Consider the following 17,033-nt stretch of genomic DNA (forward strand, 5'->3'; position numbering starts at 1 on the left):
CAGGGAGCCGGGTTCAGTGCTCCAGCAGCAGTTGGAGGAGTTCCTCCACGAACCCGTCCAGCCGGCTGGTGTCCTTGCGGCTCGGCATGACCTGCCAGATCATGACCCGGCCGTGCACCGCCGACCACAGCAGATACGGCGCCTCGGCGCGCGAGCCGCGCACCCGCCAGCCGGCCTCCTCGCAGGCGGTCAGCGCGTGGTGCCAGCTGCGCACCAGCAGCCCGGCCGGGTGCCCGGCGAGCCGCTCGGGGCCGACCGGGGTCTGCCGGGTCTCGTAGAGCAGGCGGTAGTTCGCCGGGTGCTCTATGGCATAGCGGCAGTAGGCCCGCAGCTGGGCGCGCAGCCGGTCCACCGGATCGGCGTCGTCGGCCTCCGCGGCGGCGTCGGCCATCGCGTGCGCCAACCGCTCGTAACTGACCTCCAGGGTCGCCCAGACCAGTTCGGTCTTGTCGGCGAAGTGCCGGTAGATGCTCGGCGCGGCGACCCCGGCCTCCCGGGCCACCGCGCGCAGCGACAGCGCGTCCTCGCTGCCGACCTCCTCCAGGAGGCGCTCGGTCGCCCGCAGCAGTTCCTCCCGCAGGCGCTCGCCCTGTCCGCGCGGGTTACGGGGCCGGACGGCCGCACTCTCGCTCACTGCCCTCCGGTCCTTTCCTGGCCTGGCCGATCCGGTCGTCGGCGGGGTCGGCACACTTCATCAGGGTTTCACACCCCGGCGGCGGACCGTACCGGAGGAGCACAGCCCGGTCCCGCCCGGCCGCACGACGGCCCACCCCGGGCGAACTCACGTACGGTCGTGGTCGCCGGGATACGGACGGTGACGGCGTCGCCCTCAGTACCGGTGAAGCCGAACCCGCCGCTGGTCCACTGATCCGCCCCAGGCGCGACAGGGCCATTTCGGGCTCGAAAAGACCGAGCGCGGTCGCCGCGATCTTCTCGGACTTCAGAAAGCCGTCAGCCACGTGCTCCGCTCAGGGCAGGGCCCGGGCCAGCACGCAGCACAGCCAAGGGCTTTGGGCATGAACCCTTGGTTTTGGTTGCGTGAAGGCCCCAAGAACACGAGGTGGTGTTCCTGGGGGTTTTTGGGACGTGCGGTACCAGCGTCAGGGCCTCGAACATCGAGCAAGGAAGCGATAGATCGATTCAGCGCCACCCACAAAGAGGACCTTGGGCCTATCGGCACATGGCCGGGGAAAGTTGTCGCCAGATCAGCCAAATTCCTTACCACGAGGAGCAGTTAATGCGCCGCATCGCCTCTGTCATCGTCGGGACCATGGCACTCTTCGGGGTCCTCGCCACCCCGGCCCAAGCATCGACCGGCCCCATCGCCGATCACGCTCTCGCCTTCGTCGGCCATGTGTGGGGCGCCGTCGCTCCGGCAAGCCTCACGGACAGCGCGGCGCACGCGGCCCTCGAAGCCAGCAGGTGACGACGAGGCCCCATAGGCCGTCCGCCGGCGCGCGCGGGATGCTGGCGGCCGGCCCTCCCGGATCGCCGGGGGCCGGCGCGACCGACGGGTCAAGGCCGCCCCGCCCCAGGGCGTCCGGCAGGTGGTAGCGGCGGGCCAGGCGCTCCCGGTGCAGTTCCGTCTCCAGCCCCGCGGCCCGGTCGGCCACGGCCTGGAACTGCTCCGGGATCCGGGCCGCCTTCAGCGCCCTTACCTCCTCCCCTGCCTCGGTGCGGCACTTCGCCGCCTCTGCCCGTACGGCCTTCAACTCCGCTCGGAGCGCGTCGGCGCCCCGCTCCTGGCCGTCGCCGCGCTCCTCCGGACGCGCCAGCTCCTCAGGACCGTTCGTCGCGCCGGTCGGGGATTCGATGTGCGGCCCGACCCCAGGCGCCCGGGCCGGACAGTTAGGTGAAGCAACGGGGCCTGATTGGGTTAACTGCCTTGCGTAAACGGATCGAAGGACAGCCACCAGGGGACGTTCCCAGCACGTAGTTCCGCTTCGACCCTTGGAGATTTCCATGCGCATTCGCACTGCAATTGCTGCCGCAGCCCTGGTCACGACAGCCGTACTCCATGGCGCGGGTGCGGCCGCTGCCGTCGCGCACAAGGCTCCCTCGACCCATACCAAGCAGGTCGTCTCCTCCTCGGATGACGACGACGATGACGACGAGACGGGCCAGAGCGACGAAGACTGAGCACGAACGAGGGGTGAACGGCCAGCTCATGTGCCTGGCCAGTGCCCACTAGACGCCTCAACGTGGCGACACCATGCCCTCCGGGCCTCCGCGCCGGTCATTCCGCGGGTGAGCTCCTGCCGATGGCGGTCGTGGTCGCGGGCCTGGGGGGCATGAAGTCATTGCGTGAGGAGATGGGGACCGTCTGGCAGGGGCACCCGTTGTGGTCGCGGGTCAGGTCCTCCCGGGCGACCGGAGGCCGCCGGTTCGCACGGACCCGGCCGTCCGGGGAGCCCTCGGGCTTGCACCGGCCGCCTACGGCCGCCGTGGCCCGGAACGTGTAGCCGGCGCCCCGACGGGCGAGCACGACGCGGAACGCACACGGGTTGCCGTCCGTGATCCTCGATCCTCGCCCGGCCCACGACCCGCCGGCCCCGGCACCGCGCCTGGTCGATCAGGTCCCGCCGGCCCGCAGGGCCTCGCGGTGGACCGCCCCAGCGGAGGCCCGGCCGGCAGTGTCCACCGCACCCTCCAGCTCCTGGAGGAACCCGCCGTCGTCCGGCCGGCCCCTGGGACACCAGGGACGCCGCGGCCACCCTCGGCGCCGGACTGGCAACTTCCTCCCGCTTCCGCTGGCGGTATCGGCGTCACATTCGATTTCCGGCGTCAACGGGCACCTGCTCTCGCACTTCGATGCGGTGGCCTCCATGTGACCATGCAGCACATCCCCTCATGACCCACCACGCTCGCGACAGTAGCCATCGGCAGTGGCGCCGCCTGGTGGAGGAGCCGTTGAGATGGGCACCGACGGTCGGCCCGCGTCGGCTCAGCCGAATCGTCGGTTCAGCAGGTTTGGCAACCGACTTGCCCCCTCTGCACGCCAACTAATTGCTGAGCTGCGCTAGTTGATCGGACGTATGGTCTTAGGTGCCGTTCATCGGGAACCAGCAAGGGACTTCGGCATGCCAAAGGTCTATATCGTCAACCGCGCCTGGGAAGCGGACGAAAAGGTCTACCTCGTCAACCGCGCCTGGGAGGCGAAGGAGAAGATCTACATCGTCAACCGCGCCTGGGAAGCGGAGAAGAAGGTCTATATCGTCAACCGGGCCTGGGAGGCGGACAAGAAGGTCTACATAGTTCAGAACGCTTGGGAAGCGAGTTGATCGCCCCAGGTGCCGGATCGTTGAGCGCACGGGACGGGCATCGGCTCGGCCGGAGCGGGACGCAGACGCAGGTGATCCACCTCCGCAGTGGGCACGAGCCGCCCGCAGATGGCGGGCCCGGCCGGAATCGAACCGGCGGCCGCGTTGCCGTCATCTGCCCATGACCAATCCGGCCTTGCGCGCGCCCCTGCTCAGCACCGTGTGCCGGATGCTGTGGCGGACGGGCTTGAGGTCCGGGCGTCCTGCCCTGATCGCCTTGTTCACGTTGATCACGCGGCCCGCCTCGGCGTCCCACCACAGTGGGAGGAACTCGGCCTTGGTGATCTTCCAGCGATCGCCCGGAGCGGGCGGCGGGGTGAACGTGAACCGGGCGACGGCGCTCATCCTTCCGTTCTCGTCATGATGGGTGCCTCCGAGGAGGTCGCCCAGCCCGTAGGCGACCCATGTACCGCTGTCGTGCATGTCGGCCTCTGTTTGCCGGTCGTCGTCCGGTGTCCGGGTGCCCCGGGTGCCGTGCAGCCTCTCGAACGGCTGCGGGGTGTGTGCGTGGCTGCCGACGATCAGGTCGATGTCGGGGCGGCCGGCGGTGCGGGCGGCGGTCAGGACGCGGGCGAGCCGGCGCTGGCGGGCGTCGGGGGCGGTGCGGTACTCGGTGCCCCAGTAGAGGCTGACGGCCACCACGTCGGCGCCGGCCCGGCGGGCCGCCCGGGCGTCGGCGAGGATCCGCCCGGGGGCGATGCGGTTGACCGCCCACGGCGCGACCCGCGGGGGCCGGGCGTCGTCGGTGCCGTAGGCGTAGGCGAGGTGTGCCACCAGGGCGCCGCCGGGGGCGCGCAGCAGGGCCGGGCGGGCGGCCTCGGCGGCGTTCCGGGCCGTGCCGGTGTGCCGCAGCCCGACCGTGTCCAGCGCCTCCAGGGTCCGGCGCACCCCTTCCCCGCCCTGGTCGAGGGCGTGGTCGGAGGCGGTGGCGCAGGAGTCGAAGCCGGTGGCCTTGAGCGCGGTGGCCACCTGCGGCGGCGCCTGGAGTTCCGGGTAGCCGGTGAACGGGCCGTCCAGCGGGCCGAGCGGCGCCTCCAGGTGGCACAGCGCCAGGTCGGCGGCGCGGACGACGGGGGCGACGCCCCGCAGCATCGGCCGGAAGTCGTAGCCGCCGTCCACCGGCGCGTCGTCCTGTGCCGTGCCGAGCACCTCGGGGTGGGCGGGGATGACGTCGCCGGTGGCGACCAGGGTGAACGGCCGGGCCGGGTCGGCGGCAGGGGGACGGGCGCCGGCGCGGCGGTGCGGCGCGAGGGCGCGGTGTGCGGGATGCGAGGGGGCCGATGGGGTTGCGGGCGGGTCGTCCGGCCGGGCGCCGCAGCCGACGGCCAGCGCGATGAGCAGAACGACCGCCGCATACCGAGTTGACGCGCACATATCCGACAGATACCAGGCCCCCGCGCGGGAAAATGACCGCGTGCGGTGATGTCCGGCGGTATCCCTCGGACGGCCGACCCGGCACCCGCGGCCGGCCGCCCGGCCGACCACCGGATGCTCCCCCGTCGCACTGTCGGCCGCGCGCCCGCTCGGACGGCTTCCGCCCACCACGACCGCCACAATTCCCCTGACACCCGCACCCGTTGTCCGGGGGCCTGCGGCAACACAGGCCATGTGCCGCCCTGTTGACGGGTGCGATCCGCCCGGACACGCCCAGGGTCTGTCCGACCCTGGCCCATCGGACAGGCGGCCCTAGGGTGGCTTGGTATGGACGAGGAACCGCTTCATGTGACGGTGTGGGACGAGGGGCCGACCGGTGCGCCGCGGGCGCTGCTGGTGCACGGCACGATGACCTGGGGCACCGAGTGCTTCGCCGGGCAACGACCGCTGGCCGGGATGTTCCGCCTGGAGCTGATGGACCGGCGCGGCTTCGGCGACAGCCCCGACATCGAGCGCAGCGACTACGCGGTGGACGCCGAGGACATCGGCCGGCTGCTCGGCGACGGGGCCCACCTGGTGGGGTGCTCCTACGGCGCGGCGGGCGCGATGCTGGCCGCCGCGGCGCGTCCGGAGGCCGTCCGGTCGCTCACCCTGATCGAGCCGTCGCCGCTGCGCACCGCGGCCGCGCACCCGGTCGTACGGGCGGCGGTGGAGCGGATCCGGGCGGCGTTCGCAAGCGCCGAGGGGGCCGGGGAGATGAGCGCGGAGGAGTATCTGCGGCAGTCCACCGAGGCATACGGGATGCGGCTCCCGGAGAGCACGCCGCGGCTGCTGCGGGCGGTCCGGTCGGCGATGCGCGAGCGGCCGGTCTGGGACGCGCAGATCCCCCTGGCGCCGCTGGCCCGGGCGCAGATGCCCAAGACCGTCGTCAACGGGACGTGGGAGACCGCGCACCCCGACTACCGGGCGTTCGTGGGCAACGCGCTGGCCGCGTGCGGGGAGTACCTCGCCGACATGATCGGTGCCCGGCACGTGCGGGTGCCGGGTACCGATCACGCGCCGCACCAGGACCGGCCCGAGGTGGTCAACGACGTCCTCGCCCGGCTGTGGCAGAGCTGACCGGGCCGGCGCTCCCCGGCGGGGCGTCGGCCCGGACTCACGCCACCTCGATCCCGAAGTCGCCCACCAGCGCGGCCAGCCCGCCGGGGTAGCCCTTGCCGCCCAGGACGAAGTCCCAGTCGCCGCCGGCGCGGCGGCGGAACGCGCCGAGCACCAGCGCGCGCTCGCCGGGCCGGCCGTCGGAGACCGGCAGCCGGTCGAGTTCGGTGCCGGCGGCGTCCAGCAGGCGGATCCGGGCGTCGGTGAAGCCGGTGAGGTCGCCGTCCGGGTCGGTTTCCGGGTCCACGGCGGCGACCAGGACCAGCCGGTCGGCGTCCGGCGGCAGGTCCTCGAAGCGCACCCGCAGGGCGGCGCGGTCCTCGATCACGCCGGCCAGCATCCGCACCGAACCGTCCGGCGTGGCCGGGTTGTTGAAGAAGACGAAGTGGTCGTCGTCGAGCACGGTGGCGCCCTCGCAGACCAGCGCGCAGACGTCGAGGGCGGCCGGGCCGGACCAGTTCATGGCGAGGGTGGTGTGGTCCGGGGCCGGCTCGGCGGGCTCCGGGGTGTCGGGGCCGGCGTCGCCGGGGCCGAGGCGGCCGCGCAGCCCGTGCCGGCCGAGCAGGTCGACGAGTTCGGGGCCGGCGATGAGGGTGAGCGGCTTGCCCTGGGCGAAGCCGTGCGCGCCGGGCCCGAAGTGGGAGGTCGTCACCAGCACGCCCTTGTTGGCGCCCTCGGACTGGACCGTGCCGTAGAGGTCGCGGACGGCGGACGGCGGGACGGTGTTGCGGTAGCGCTTGACCTGCACGACGATCTTGCCGCCGCGGATCGGGTCGGAGTCCAGGGCGTCCACGTCGATCCCGCCGTCGCCGGACCGCTGGGTGGTGACCGCCCGCATCCCCATCGCGCGGAACAGCTCGGCGATCAGCTGCTCGAAGGCGAGCGGGTCCATCTCCAGGAGGTCGGGGTCGCCGTCGGTGCCGTGGGAGACCACCGCGCCGCCGGCGATGTCGCCCGGCCGCCGCCCGGGGCGGACCGGGGTGCGCTGGTCGGGGCGGGCGGAGAGCTGGCCGCGGAGTCCGTCGGTGAGGCAGTCGAGGGCGCTGACCTGGTCCAGGTGGTAGGACTCGACGGCGCTGCGGGGGGCCAGGACGGTGGCCAGGAAGATCGTGGCGGGGCGACCGGTGACCGGGTCCACGTCGTCGACGAAGCCGTTGAGCGCCACCGAGTCCAGGGCGCCGTGGGTGTCGGCGGCGAAGAGGTCGCGCAGCACCAGCAGGACGCCCTGGGCGAGCACCTCGCGGTAGAGCGCCCGGCGTTGGGCGGCCGGGCGGGCGGTCTCCCGCTCCTCGTCGGCGGTGGGCAGGTAGCGGACCGCCTTGACGTCGGGGACGACGTCGTAGCCCGGCAGTTCCCAGTCGAGGACGAGCTGGCGGGCGGCGGTGTCGTAGCCGGCGCTGAGCTGGCGGGGGAAGCCCTCGGGCCAGGACGTGCCGGAGTACAGGGCGGCGGAGAAGTACTCCACGACGGCGTCCGCGTCGCCGGCGCGCAGGCCCGCGACGAGTTCCTCGACGCCGGCGTTGTGCCGGCGGACCTCTGCCAGGGCGCCGGCCGCCCACTGGTCGTACTGCTGTTGGTAGGCGGCCAGTTGGGCCTGTCGCCGGGCCTCGGCGGCCTGGGCCGTGTACCAGTCCTGCTCGAAGCGGGCGCGGGCCTCCTGCCGGTCGCGGTCGCGGCGGGCGCCGGAGCGCAGGCCGCCGGTGGGCACCTGGTAGCGGGCCGGGTCGGGCATGGCCACCGGGGCGGTCAGTGCGCCGGGGGCGAACGGTTCGACGCGTTCGGGGCGGAGCAGGGCGGCGGGGGTGAAGGCGGGGGCCCGGCAACCGTCGGCGAGCAGGCCGGTCAGGGAGGCGACGCGGGCGTCGAGTTCCTCGGTGCGGCGGCGGGCGTCGGCCTCGCGCTGCCGGCGGTAGGCGGTCTGCCGCTCGCGGTGCATGCGGGCCATGGCGCGCTCGGCAGCGCGGGCCTGCCGCTCCTGTTCCCGCTGCTGTTGCAGCCGGGCGCGGTGTGCGGCCTCCGCCTGGCGCTGCTGCTGGCGCTGTGCCTCGGCCCAGATGCCGAGTAATCCCTGGGAACGGCGGCTCATCTGACGGTTCGTCCTCCCCCCGGGGCGGCGCCCCCGGTACCCGCGGCAGCGTGGCGTCTGTGCCGGTCTGCCCTGGTCTGCAGTGGTGAGGCGACTTTAGCGGGGGGTGCCCGGCGGCGATCAGGGGGTGACCGGGCCATGGTCCGGACTCGGGGGCCGGCCGGCGTCCGATGCCCCCGCCTTCACGGAAATCACAGAGATCCCGTGAACTTCACGTCTTGATTTGAGAACTTCACGTGCGATTCCGTTGGATACATCATGAGCGACGTGATTGCTGACGCCGTGCCCCTTCACCACGCGACGGCCCCCACGGCACCCCGACCGGTGGTCGGCGTCTCGCTGAAGCTGTACTTCGGCCTGGCACGGACCCGGGCCTGGCTCACCGAGGTGGCCGCCCTCGACGCGGTGCCGACCTCCCTCCCCCGCCCCGTCGACCTCTTCGTCCTGCCGTCCTTCCCGGCGCTGGCGGACGCCCGGGAGCTGCTGTCCGGCACCCGCATCGGCTGCGGCGCGCAGGACGTGCACTGGGCCGAACAGGGCGCGTGAACCGGCGAGGTGTGGGCCGGGAGGCTCGTCGAGACCGGCGCCCGCTACGTCGAGGTCGGGCACGCCGAGCGCCGCCGGCAGTTCGGCGAGACCGACGAGACGGTGGCGGCCCAGACCCGGGCGGCCCGCGGCGGCACCTTCCAGCAGTTCGGCTGCGCGCCCGATCAGGAGACCGCGCGGTTCTCGCCGTTCCGGATCTACCACGACGAGCTCCGGATCGTGGGCAGCATGGCCATCCTGCACGGCTTCGGGCGCGCGGTGGAACTGCTGGGCAAGGGCGTCGTCGACGCCGAGACCATGATCACGCACCGGTTCGGGCTCGACTCCTACGCCACCGCCCTGGAGACCTTCCGGCGGGGCACCGGCCGCAAGCTCCAGATCGTCCCGAGCGGGGCGGCGACATGACGGCCACGGTGCCCCGGCGGTAGCGGCGGTCGGCCGGCCCGGAGCCGGTCAGCCGCCCAGCGCGGCCAGTTCCGTGCCGGCCAGCAGGAACGCCCCGACGCCGAAGTCGGCGGTGCTGTCGTGGGTGACCGGCTGGCTCGACTCCGGCCGGTCGCCGACGTTCTGGACGTACCCCAGGAAGCCGTCGGGGTGCACGGCCGTGGTCGCCATCGCCGCCCAGGCGCGGGCGGCCGTCGGCAGGTAGTCGCCGCGCGGGACGACCCCGGAGCGGATCGCGGCGGCCATGGCGAAGGTGAAGAACGCGGTGCCGCTGGTCTCCGGGCCGGGCAGGTGGCCGGGGTCGGCGAGGTTGACGTTCCAGAAGCCGTCCGGTCGCTGGACGGTGCGCAGCGCGGCCAGTTGCGCGGCCAGGGTCCGGCGGTAGCCGGCCGTCGGCCCGAAGGTGTCCGGCAGCACCGCCAGCACCTTGGCGTGCGCGGCCGCCACCCAGCCGTTGCCGCGCGACCACAGCACCGGTCCGCCGTCCGGGGAGGTGATCCCGCCGGGCAGGAAGCGCTTGTCGCGGTACCAGAGTCCGCTGCCGGCGTCGCGCAGGCCGGGCCCGCCCTCGGCGTCCCGGGTGTGGCGGTAGAAGGCGTCCATCGCGTCCCAGTAGGAGCGGTCGGCGCGCAGCGCGCCGAGCCGGGCGAACGACGGCATCGCCATGTGCAGTGCGTCGTCCCACCACCAGTCGTCGTGCCGTTGCGCCGCCCCGTCGGTCATCCGCCGCACGGACTCCTCGATGGCGGCCGATTTCGCCGGGTCGGGCGCGGGGTCCAGGGCGTACAGGTCGAGGTGGACCTGGCCGGCGCACTGGTCGTCGGCGTGCCGGGTGGTGGGGCCGTTGTGCAGCCCGTACCCGTGGTGTTCGGCCCAGGCGCGGGTGTAGGCGAGGTAGCGGGGTTCGCGGGTGAGGCGGTGCAGGGCCATCAGCCCGCAGAAGAAGGTGGCGCGGGCCCACTGGTTGTCGCCGGGGTCGCGGTGCGCGCCGATCCAGTGGTCGGCGACCCGGCGCAGTACGGCGACGGTGCGGACGTGCCGGCGTTCCATGGACACCCCTCCGGGACGACAGCAGGGATATTCACGTACACGAACTGCGTTCCCTCACGTGAGGGAGCGGGGGACATCGTGGCAGTCAACTCCCTGCTGCGGAAGGGGCGGAGGGGCACCGGACGGTCCACCGCACGGATCCGGAACGGCCCGCCGAGCGCGACCGGGTCTTCGCCCGCGCCGTCGAGGCCGCCCCGGGCCGGGCCGCGCCGGACGCGGCCGCGGGAGTCATATCCGGCGGCCGTGCCCCTCCCAGTACGGGTCCCGCAGCTGCCGCTTGAACAGCTTCCCCGACTCGTCCCGGGGCAGCCGACGCTCGAACACCACGGTCCGGGGCACCTTGTACCTGGCGAGCCGTTCGGCGACATGGGCGCGGACCGCGGCGGCGGTGAGCCGCACCCCGGGGTCGGTCTCCAGGTGCGCGGCGAGGGCCTCGCCGAACTCCTCGTCGGGGATGCCGAACACCGCCGCGTCGTGCACCCCGTCCAGGGCGAGCAGGCAGCCCTCGATCTCCGCCGGGTAGATGTTGACACCGCCGGAGATCACCAGGTCGTTGCGGCGGTCGCTGAGGTAGAGGTAGCCGTCCTCGTCGAGGTGGCCGATGTCGCCGAGGGTGACGTATCCCGGCCGGCCCGGCGCCTCCATGGCGGCGCGTTTGCCCGGGTCGCCGAGGTAGCTGAAGCGCGGCCAGTTCTCGGCGGGCCGGACGTAGATCTCGCCCGTGGCGCCGGCCGGCAGCGGCGCGCCGTCGGGCCCGAGGACGGCGACCGCGCAGGTGCCCTGGGCGCGCCCGACGGTGCCGGGGTGGGACAGCCACTCCGCGCTGTCGCACCAGGTCACCGCGCCGGTCTCGCTGCCGCCGTAGTACTCGCGCAACACCGGTCCCAGCCAGTCGATCATGGCGTGTTTGATGTGCGGCGGGCAGGGCGCGGCGGCATGCACCACCGAGCTGAGCGAGGACAGGTCGTAGCGCTCGCGGACGTCCTTGGGCAGCCGCAGCAGCCGGACGAACATGGTGGGGACCACCTGCGCCTGCTCGATGCGGTGCCGTTCGACCAGCCGCAGGAACTCCTCCGCGTCGAAGCGCGGCATCAGCGTGATGTCCAGGCCGGCCGCCAGCGCCAGCACCGCGTGCTGGCTGGGCGAGGCGTGGTAGAGCGGGGCGGGGATCAGGGTGCGGCCGCCCGGGGCGACCGCGAAGTACTCCAGGAAGCTCGTCACGGCCTCGGCGAGCCGGTCCGGGCCGACCGGTTCGCGCAGAACCCCCTTGGGCCGTCCGGTCGTTCCCGAGCTGTAGATGACGGTGGGCGGGCGGGCCTCGGCGGGCCGGGCCAGCGGCGGCCGGTCGGCCAGCCAGTCGTCGAGGACGGGGTACCGGCCGGTGACCGGTGGGGCGGTGGTGCCGCAGGCCGCCGCCACGCCGGGCGGCACGGCGACCTCGACGACCCGCACCCCCTCGGGGAGGACGGCGGTCACCGCGTCCAGCAGGTCGGTGTGGGCGAAGACCACCGCGCTGCCGCTGTCGGTGAGCACATGGCGCAGGTCGTCCTGGCGGAAGTGCCAGTTGACGGGGACGGCGGCGGCGCCGAGCTGGGCGGCGGCGGTGGTGATCTCCAGATGGGCGGGCTCGTTGCGGAGCACCACGGCGACCCGGTCGCCGGGGGTGACTCCCCATGCGGCCAGGCCCGTTGCGATCCGTGCGGCGCGGTCGAGGAACTCCGGATAGCCGCGGGCCTGTCCGGCGCAGCGGATGGCGGGGGCGCCGGCGGCGGGCGGTGCGACGGATTCCATGGTGCCTCCAGAGGGAGCGGCCAGGACCGGCGCACACCGGTCCGGCTCATTGAAGCGCCAACCGCCGGGCGACCACCAGAGCGCACCGCGCCATCCCTGTCGGGTGCTCCGATCGCCCCGCACAGGGGGCCGTCGCCGATGGCCGCTCCTATCCTCGGGACCATGGGCAACAACGACATCCTGGGCACCCACGGCGAGGCGCTGAAGCTCTTCGGCGCCCGGGTCCACGCCGTCCGGGACGACCAGTGGGAGGCGCCCACGCCGTGCGCGGAATGGTCGGTGTTCGATCTGGTCAACCACCTGACCGCGGAGCAGCTGTGGGTGCCCCGCCTGGTCCGGGACGGGTCCCTGATCGCGGAGGTGGACGGGGACTTCGACGGCGACCAGCTCGGCGAGGATCCGGTCGGCGCCTGGGACCGGGCGTCGGCGGCGGCGATGGCGGCGTTCGCCGAGCCGGGCGCCCTGCACCGGTCGGTCCACCTCTCCTACGGCACCACGCCGGCCGACGCGTACTGCACGCAGCTGACGGCCGACGCCGTGGTGCACACCTGGGACCTGTCCCGGGCGATCGGCGCGGACGAACGGCTGCCGGAGCGCCTGGTGTCCGCGGCGCTGCGCGAGGTGGAGCCGTACGCCGACGTGCTGGAGGCGTCGGGGCTGTTCGCCGCGCCGGTGGAGCCCCCGGCGGACGCGGACGACCTGACCCGGTTGCTGTGCCTGCTCGGTCGCCGGCCCTGAGAGGCGGAGCAGGGGCCGGCCCCGCCCCCGCGGAGGGGTCGGGGCCGGCGGACACCCGCGGTCGGGTCAGTCGATGCCGCGGACGATATGGGGTTCGACGGGGTCCTCCTCGCAGCCGGCCAGACGGACCGGAGCACAGCGGTCCCAGGCTTCGAGATTGCGGACTTCCTTGATACGCCCGGGGCGCTCGCCCTGCTTCAGGCGGGGCTGCTTGTGTTGAGCCTTGTGCAATGCCACCACGCACTCCTTCATCGAGGTATTGGTTCCGACGCGGTGGCGCCTTGTTCACAAACCGGGAGGTCGGCCAGGGTTTGTGGCGTTCCCGCGACGGGCCAATGGTGTTGGCGTCTCCCAGGAGGGTCGTCCGTCGTCCTCCAGAATATCGACGCGACTCGTCGTCCGCTCGGCATTTTCCGGCGAAATCGGCACGTCTCGGGGCGGCGGGAATCCCGTCCGGCACCACCGCGGCCCCGGGGCGCCCCGAACACGTTGCGTCATTCACCCGGACGGCCGTCAGCCCCTCTTCCGCGCCGCGTTCGCGGCGCCCCGGTTGCCGGGGTCGGGGGCCCGCGTAGCGTGGAAAGGTAGGGCGTATGCGCGAGGGCGCCCTCCCGCGTGCCGTGTCCCGGCGCCGGTGGCCGCGGTGCTACCCATGGGCGTGTGGAATGGTTCTCGGATCCCGGCTCCTGGCTGGGGCGGCTGGTCTTCCAGCGTCTGCTGGCGGTGCTCTACCTGGTCGCGTTCGTCTCCGCGGCCGGACAGTTCCGGGCGCTGCTGGGGTCCCGGGGGATGTTGCCGATCCCGGACTTCACGGCGCGGGTGCCGTTCCGGCTGTCCCCGTCGGTCTTCCAGCTGTGCTACTCGGACCGCTTCTTCGCGGGCTGGGCCTGGAGCGGGGCGGCGCTGGCGGCGGCGGTCGCGGCCGGGGCGGCGGACGCGGTGCCGCTGTGGGCGGCGATGCCGATGTGGGCCGTGCTGTGGGCGATGTACCTGTCCATCGTCAACGTCGGGCAGACCTGGTACGGGTTCGGGTGGGAGACGCTGCTGCTGGAGGCGGGGGCGCTGGCGGTGTTCCTCGGCAACGCCGACACCGCTCCCCCGATGCTGATCATGTGGCTGCTGCGGTGGCTGCTGTTCCGGGTGGAGTTCGGCGCCGGACTGATCAAGATGCGCGGGGACCGCTGCTGGCGCGATCTGACCTGCCTCTACTACCACCACGAGACCCAGCCGATGCCGGGCCCGCTCAGCTGGTTCTTCCACCACCTGCCGAAGCCGTTGCACCGGGTCGAGACGGCCGCCAACCACGTCGCCCAACTCCTCCTGCCGATCCTGCTGTTCACCCCGCAGCCGGTGGCCGGGTGGGCGGCCCTCGGAATGGCCGCCACCCAGCTGTGGCTGGTGCTGTCCGGCAACTTCGCCTGGCTGAACTGGATCACCATCGCGCTCGCCCTGTCGGCCGCCGCCCCGCTGTGGGCCGGTCCCCCGGCGGCGCCGGGTGCCCCGCCGGTGTGGTTCGAGGCGGTGGTGGGCGCCGCCGCGGTCGGCGTCCTCGCGCTCAGCTACCGTCCGGCGCGCAACCTGGTCTCCCGGGGCCAGCTGATGAACACCTCCTACGAGCCGCTGCACCTGGTCAACTCCTACGGCGCGTTCGGCAGCATCACCCGGGTCCGCCGGGAGATCGTCGTCGAGGGCACCGAGGACGCGGTCTCCGGCCCCGGGACGACCTGGCACGCCTACGAGTTCCACGGCAAGCCCGGCGAACTGCGGCGTCTGCCACGCCAGTTCGCCCCCTTTCACCTGCGGTTGGACTGGCTGATGTGGTTCGCGGCGCTGTCGCCGGCCTACGCCCGGGCGTGGTTCCTGCCGTTCGTGGCACGGCTGCTGGAGAACGACCGGGACACCCTGCGGCTGCTGCGTCGCAATCCGTTCCCCGATCTGCCGCCGGCCCGGGTGCGGGCCAGGGTCTTCCGCTACCGCTTCACGACCTGGCGGGAACTGCGGGAGAGCGGAGAGTGGTGGCACCGGACCGCGGAGCGGGAGTTCCTGCCGCCGGTGTCGCGGTCAGCTCTGTACGGAAGGCGATGACCATCTCGCGGGCGTGCCGCAGCCCGATCCGGGCGAAGTCCCGCTCCAGCACGTCGAGTTCGGCCAGGGTCCGGGCACGGTCGCGGCCCAGCCGGGCGCGGGACTTGGCCAGGCCCAGCCGGGAGAGCGCCTCGCCGCGCGGCTCCCCCATCGCGCGGAACTCGTGCAGCGCGCCGGTATAGGTGTCGCGGGCCTCGGCGTAGCGGCCGGCGCGGTAGAGGACGTTTCCGCGCATCTTGTGGTTGTAGGCGAGCGCGCCGGCCAGGTCCATGGTGCGGCAGATGGCCTCCGCCTCGGACAGCAGGGCCAGCGCCCGGTCCGGCTCGCCGCGGACGGACAGCACGTCGGCCACCCCGCGCAGCGACCAGGCCCGGCCGCGGAAGTCGTCGGCCTCGTCGGCGATCCGGGCGGACTCCTCGAACAGTTCCAGGGCCTTGCGGTGTTCGCCGGTGTTGCGGTGCATCTGGGCGATGCCGGACATCGCCCAGACCATGTGCCGGGCCTCGCCGTGCGCCCTGGCCTGGTCCAGGAGTTGCTGGTGCAGCTCGGCGACCGCCGCGTAGTCGCCCTGGATGCGGCCGGTCTCGGCGAGGCCGGCGAGGGAGTAGCCGTGGGCCAGGCGGTCGCCGCCGGTCTCGGCCAGCGCCACCGCGTGGCCGAGCAGCCGCCGGGCCAGCGCCAGGGTGCCGCACTGGCGCGCCAGGGTGCCGCCGCTCCACAGTGCCCAGGCCATGGCGGCCGGGTCGCCGGCGGTGCGGGCGCTGCGGTAGGCGGCCCGCCAGGCGGCGCCCGCCGCGTCCGCCCGGCCCAGCCGCCGGTTGGCCTCGGCGACGGCCAGTTGGGCTCTGGACCGGGCGAGCGCGGTGTCCGCGTCGGCGAGTGTCCGGTGCGCCGTGGCCAGCACCTCTTCGTAGGAGGAGTTCACGCTCAGCGCCGAGCCCAGTTCGCCCTGGTACTCCGGGGCGAATGCCTTGCCGTACATCAGATCCATGGCCTCTCGATCATTCGTTTGCCGTGCTCACGAACGTACGAAAGGTGGGGGGTGCAGCGAATCCGTCCCCGTATGGGTTGTGTCGTACGACTGGAGTGCTACGCGTGGGGGTGCTGGTCATCATCGCGACGTACGGGGTACTCGGGGTTCGGGGGGCCTGAGTGAACTGACTGGGCGTCAAAAGCGGTGCCCTTGCGGGGTGGTGGGGAGCCGGTCACCCTGACTGGCACCGGACCGGAGGTGTGGCATGGGTGAGGCGGCAGGGGCGCGCGGCGGGATCGGGCGGCGGCGGTTCGTCGGGGCGATCGGGGCAGTTGCGACGGCGGGGGCGGCCGGGGTCGGCGCTCCGGCGTGGGCCGGGCAGCGGCGGCTGCGGCCGCTCTTCCTGGGGACGTACACCTCCAAGCCGGGGGGCGGCACCGGCATCGGGCTGGCCGGTTACGACCCGGCGACCGGGGAGCTCGCCGCCGGCGGCGAGCTCCCGGGGGTCGCCGATCCCTCCTACCTGGCGCTGGCGCCGGACGGCCGGACGCTCTACGCCGTCGACGAGCAGGAGGACGGCGCGGTGACGGCGATCGCGCTGCGCCGGGACGGCGGCGGGCCGGTGGTGCTCGGCACCCGGTCCACCGGCGGGGCCGGGCCGTGCCACCTGTCGGTGCACCCCGACGGACAGTGGCTGCTGAGCGCCAACTACCTCTCCGGGAGCGTGGCGGTGCACCCGATCGACCGGCGCAGTGGCGCGCTGGGGCCGCGCACGGACCTGGTCGTCCACGGCAGCCCGCCGCCCGGCCCCGGGCAGACCGGGCCGCACGCGCACCAGATCGTCACCGCGCCGGACGGCCGCCATGTGCTGGCCGTGGACCTCGGCAACGACACCGTCTACACCTACCGGCTCGACCCGCGGGCCGGGACGCTGACCCAGGTGGCGCACGCGGCGCTGCGGCCGGGCGCCGGGCCGCGCCATCTGACCTTCCACCCGTCGGGCCGCCACGCCTATCTGGCGAACGAGGTCGACAACACGGTGGTGGTCTGCGGCTACCACCCGCGCAGCGGGCGGCTGGTGCCCGGGGCGCCGCAGTCCACCGGGACCGGTCCGGGGATCAGCTATCCGGCGCAGATCCTGGTCACCGGCGACGGCCGGTTCGCCTTCCTGGCCAACCGCGGTGACAACAGCCTCACCCGGTACGCCGTGGAGGCGGGCGGGGCCCGGCTGCGGCTGTTGGACACGGTGCCGGTGGGCGGCGACTTCCCGCGGCAGATCGCGTTCTCGCCGGATCGGCGGTGGCTGTTCGCCGCGAACCAGAAGTCGGGGTCGGTGACGGTGTTCGCGGTGGAAGCCCGGAGCGGGGCGCTGGTGCGGGTGGGCGAGCCGTTCGCGGCGCCGATGGCGGTCTGCGTCCTGCCGCGCTGACCGGCGCCGCGCTCCGGGCGGTCGGCGGGGTCGGCGGGG

At 73.6% G+C, this 17,033-nt stretch carries 15 protein-coding genes and 1 pseudogene; 7 read left to right on the top strand and 9 right to left on the bottom strand.

Features of this window, described 5'->3' with window-relative positions; all coding sequences use genetic code 11:
- Positions 1–13 precede the first annotated feature (13 nt).
- Together SNOUR_RS07955 and SNOUR_RS44545 are read right to left on the bottom strand one after the other, a co-directional pair.
- Complete coding sequence (locus SNOUR_RS07955) at positions 14–634, bottom strand: TetR/AcrR family transcriptional regulator (protein WP_067345003.1); 621 nt, start codon at positions 632–634, stop codon at positions 14–16.
- 748 nt (positions 635–1,382) lie between these two features.
- Positions 1,383–1,712: a hypothetical protein gene (locus SNOUR_RS44545; protein ID WP_067345007.1), complete on the bottom strand. Its 330-nt coding sequence runs from the start codon at positions 1,710–1,712 to the stop codon at positions 1,383–1,385.
- 250 nt (positions 1,713–1,962) lie between these two features.
- On the opposite strand from SNOUR_RS44545, the gene SNOUR_RS46075 reads away from it, so the two are divergent.
- Positions 1,963–2,139, top strand: coding sequence for a hypothetical protein (locus tag SNOUR_RS46075; protein ID WP_159425826.1), 177 nt, complete (start codon positions 1,963–1,965; stop codon positions 2,137–2,139).
- 97 nt (positions 2,140–2,236) lie between these two features.
- Here SNOUR_RS46075 and SNOUR_RS49560 read toward each other — a convergent pair whose 3' ends face one another.
- On the bottom strand, positions 2,237–2,485 hold the full coding sequence (locus tag SNOUR_RS49560) for a hypothetical protein (RefSeq protein WP_067345009.1): 249 nt from the start codon (positions 2,483–2,485) through the stop codon (positions 2,237–2,239).
- Positions 2,486–3,080: 595 nt separating this feature from the next.
- On the opposite strand from SNOUR_RS49560, the gene SNOUR_RS07975 reads away from it, so the two are divergent.
- Positions 3,081–3,281 carry a 7(1) septoil knot domain-containing protein gene (locus SNOUR_RS07975; protein ID WP_067345010.1) on the top strand — a complete coding sequence of 67 codons (201 nt, stop codon included), beginning with the start codon at positions 3,081–3,083 and terminating at the stop codon, positions 3,279–3,281.
- A 150-nt stretch (positions 3,282–3,431) separates the two neighbouring features.
- On the opposite strand, the gene SNOUR_RS07980 is transcribed toward SNOUR_RS07975, so the two are convergent.
- Positions 3,432–4,694 carry a CapA family protein gene (locus SNOUR_RS07980; RefSeq protein ID WP_067345012.1) on the bottom strand — a complete coding sequence of 421 codons (1,263 nt, stop codon included), beginning with the start codon at positions 4,692–4,694 and terminating at the stop codon, positions 3,432–3,434.
- Positions 4,695–5,021: 327 nt separating this feature from the next.
- Between SNOUR_RS07980 and SNOUR_RS07985 the strand changes: the two genes are divergently transcribed.
- Positions 5,022–5,813, top strand: coding sequence for an alpha/beta fold hydrolase (locus tag SNOUR_RS07985; protein WP_067345013.1), 792 nt, complete (start codon positions 5,022–5,024; stop codon positions 5,811–5,813).
- A gap of 37 nt (positions 5,814–5,850) precedes the next feature.
- On the opposite strand, the gene SNOUR_RS07990 is transcribed toward SNOUR_RS07985, so the two are convergent.
- Positions 5,851–7,938, bottom strand: a complete 2,088-nt coding sequence (locus SNOUR_RS07990; protein WP_067345015.1) for a restriction endonuclease — start codon at positions 7,936–7,938, stop codon at positions 5,851–5,853.
- 258 nt (positions 7,939–8,196) lie between these two features.
- On the opposite strand from SNOUR_RS07990, the pseudogene SNOUR_RS48155 reads away from it, so the two are divergent.
- A pseudogene (locus tag SNOUR_RS48155) lies at positions 8,197–8,889 on the top strand (triose-phosphate isomerase).
- Between the two features lie 48 nt (positions 8,890–8,937).
- Here SNOUR_RS48155 and SNOUR_RS08005 read toward each other — a convergent pair.
- Both SNOUR_RS08005 and SNOUR_RS08010 read right to left on the bottom strand, forming a co-directional pair.
- Complete coding sequence (locus tag SNOUR_RS08005; protein WP_079142343.1) at positions 8,938–9,978, bottom strand: glycoside hydrolase family 88 protein; 1,041 nt, start codon at positions 9,976–9,978, stop codon at positions 8,938–8,940.
- Between the two features lie 228 nt (positions 9,979–10,206).
- On the bottom strand, positions 10,207–11,769 hold the full coding sequence (locus SNOUR_RS08010) for an AMP-binding protein (RefSeq protein WP_067345020.1): 1,563 nt from the start codon (positions 11,767–11,769) through the stop codon (positions 10,207–10,209).
- A 162-nt stretch (positions 11,770–11,931) separates the two neighbouring features.
- Between SNOUR_RS08010 and SNOUR_RS08015 the strand changes: the two genes are divergently transcribed.
- The gene (locus SNOUR_RS08015; protein ID WP_067345021.1) at positions 11,932–12,507 is read left to right on the top strand and encodes a TIGR03086 family metal-binding protein; all 576 of its coding nucleotides are present in this window, start codon (positions 11,932–11,934) and stop codon (positions 12,505–12,507) included.
- 66 nt (positions 12,508–12,573) lie between these two features.
- On the opposite strand, the gene SNOUR_RS46080 is transcribed toward SNOUR_RS08015, so the two are convergent.
- Positions 12,574–12,744 (bottom strand): hypothetical protein, encoded by a 171-nt coding sequence (locus SNOUR_RS46080; protein ID WP_159030818.1) that lies wholly within the window; start codon positions 12,742–12,744, stop codon positions 12,574–12,576.
- A 423-nt stretch (positions 12,745–13,167) separates the two neighbouring features.
- Between SNOUR_RS46080 and SNOUR_RS08020 the strand changes: the two genes are divergently transcribed.
- A complete protein-coding gene (locus SNOUR_RS08020) occupies positions 13,168–14,592 on the top strand; it encodes a lipase maturation factor family protein (RefSeq protein ID WP_067345023.1) in 1,425 nt (474 codons plus the stop codon).
- Here SNOUR_RS08020 and SNOUR_RS08025 read toward each other — a convergent pair.
- Positions 14,486–15,574 carry a tetratricopeptide repeat protein gene (locus SNOUR_RS08025; protein ID WP_067357867.1) on the bottom strand — a complete coding sequence of 363 codons (1,089 nt, stop codon included), beginning with the start codon at positions 15,572–15,574 and terminating at the stop codon, positions 14,486–14,488. The two genes, SNOUR_RS08020 and SNOUR_RS08025, sit on opposite strands and share 107 nt — an antisense overlap.
- Positions 15,575–15,830: 256 nt before the next feature.
- Here SNOUR_RS08025 and SNOUR_RS08030 point away from each other — a divergent pair, with 256 nt between their 5' ends.
- Positions 15,831–16,994, top strand: coding sequence for a lactonase family protein (locus tag SNOUR_RS08030; protein ID WP_067345024.1), 1,164 nt, complete (start codon positions 15,831–15,833; stop codon positions 16,992–16,994).
- The last annotated feature ends 39 nt before the right edge of the window (positions 16,995–17,033 follow it).

Origin of the sequence: Streptomyces noursei ATCC 11455 (genome assembly GCF_001704275.1) — a bacterium.
Taxonomy (GTDB): domain Bacteria; phylum Actinomycetota; class Actinomycetes; order Streptomycetales; family Streptomycetaceae; genus Streptomyces; species Streptomyces noursei.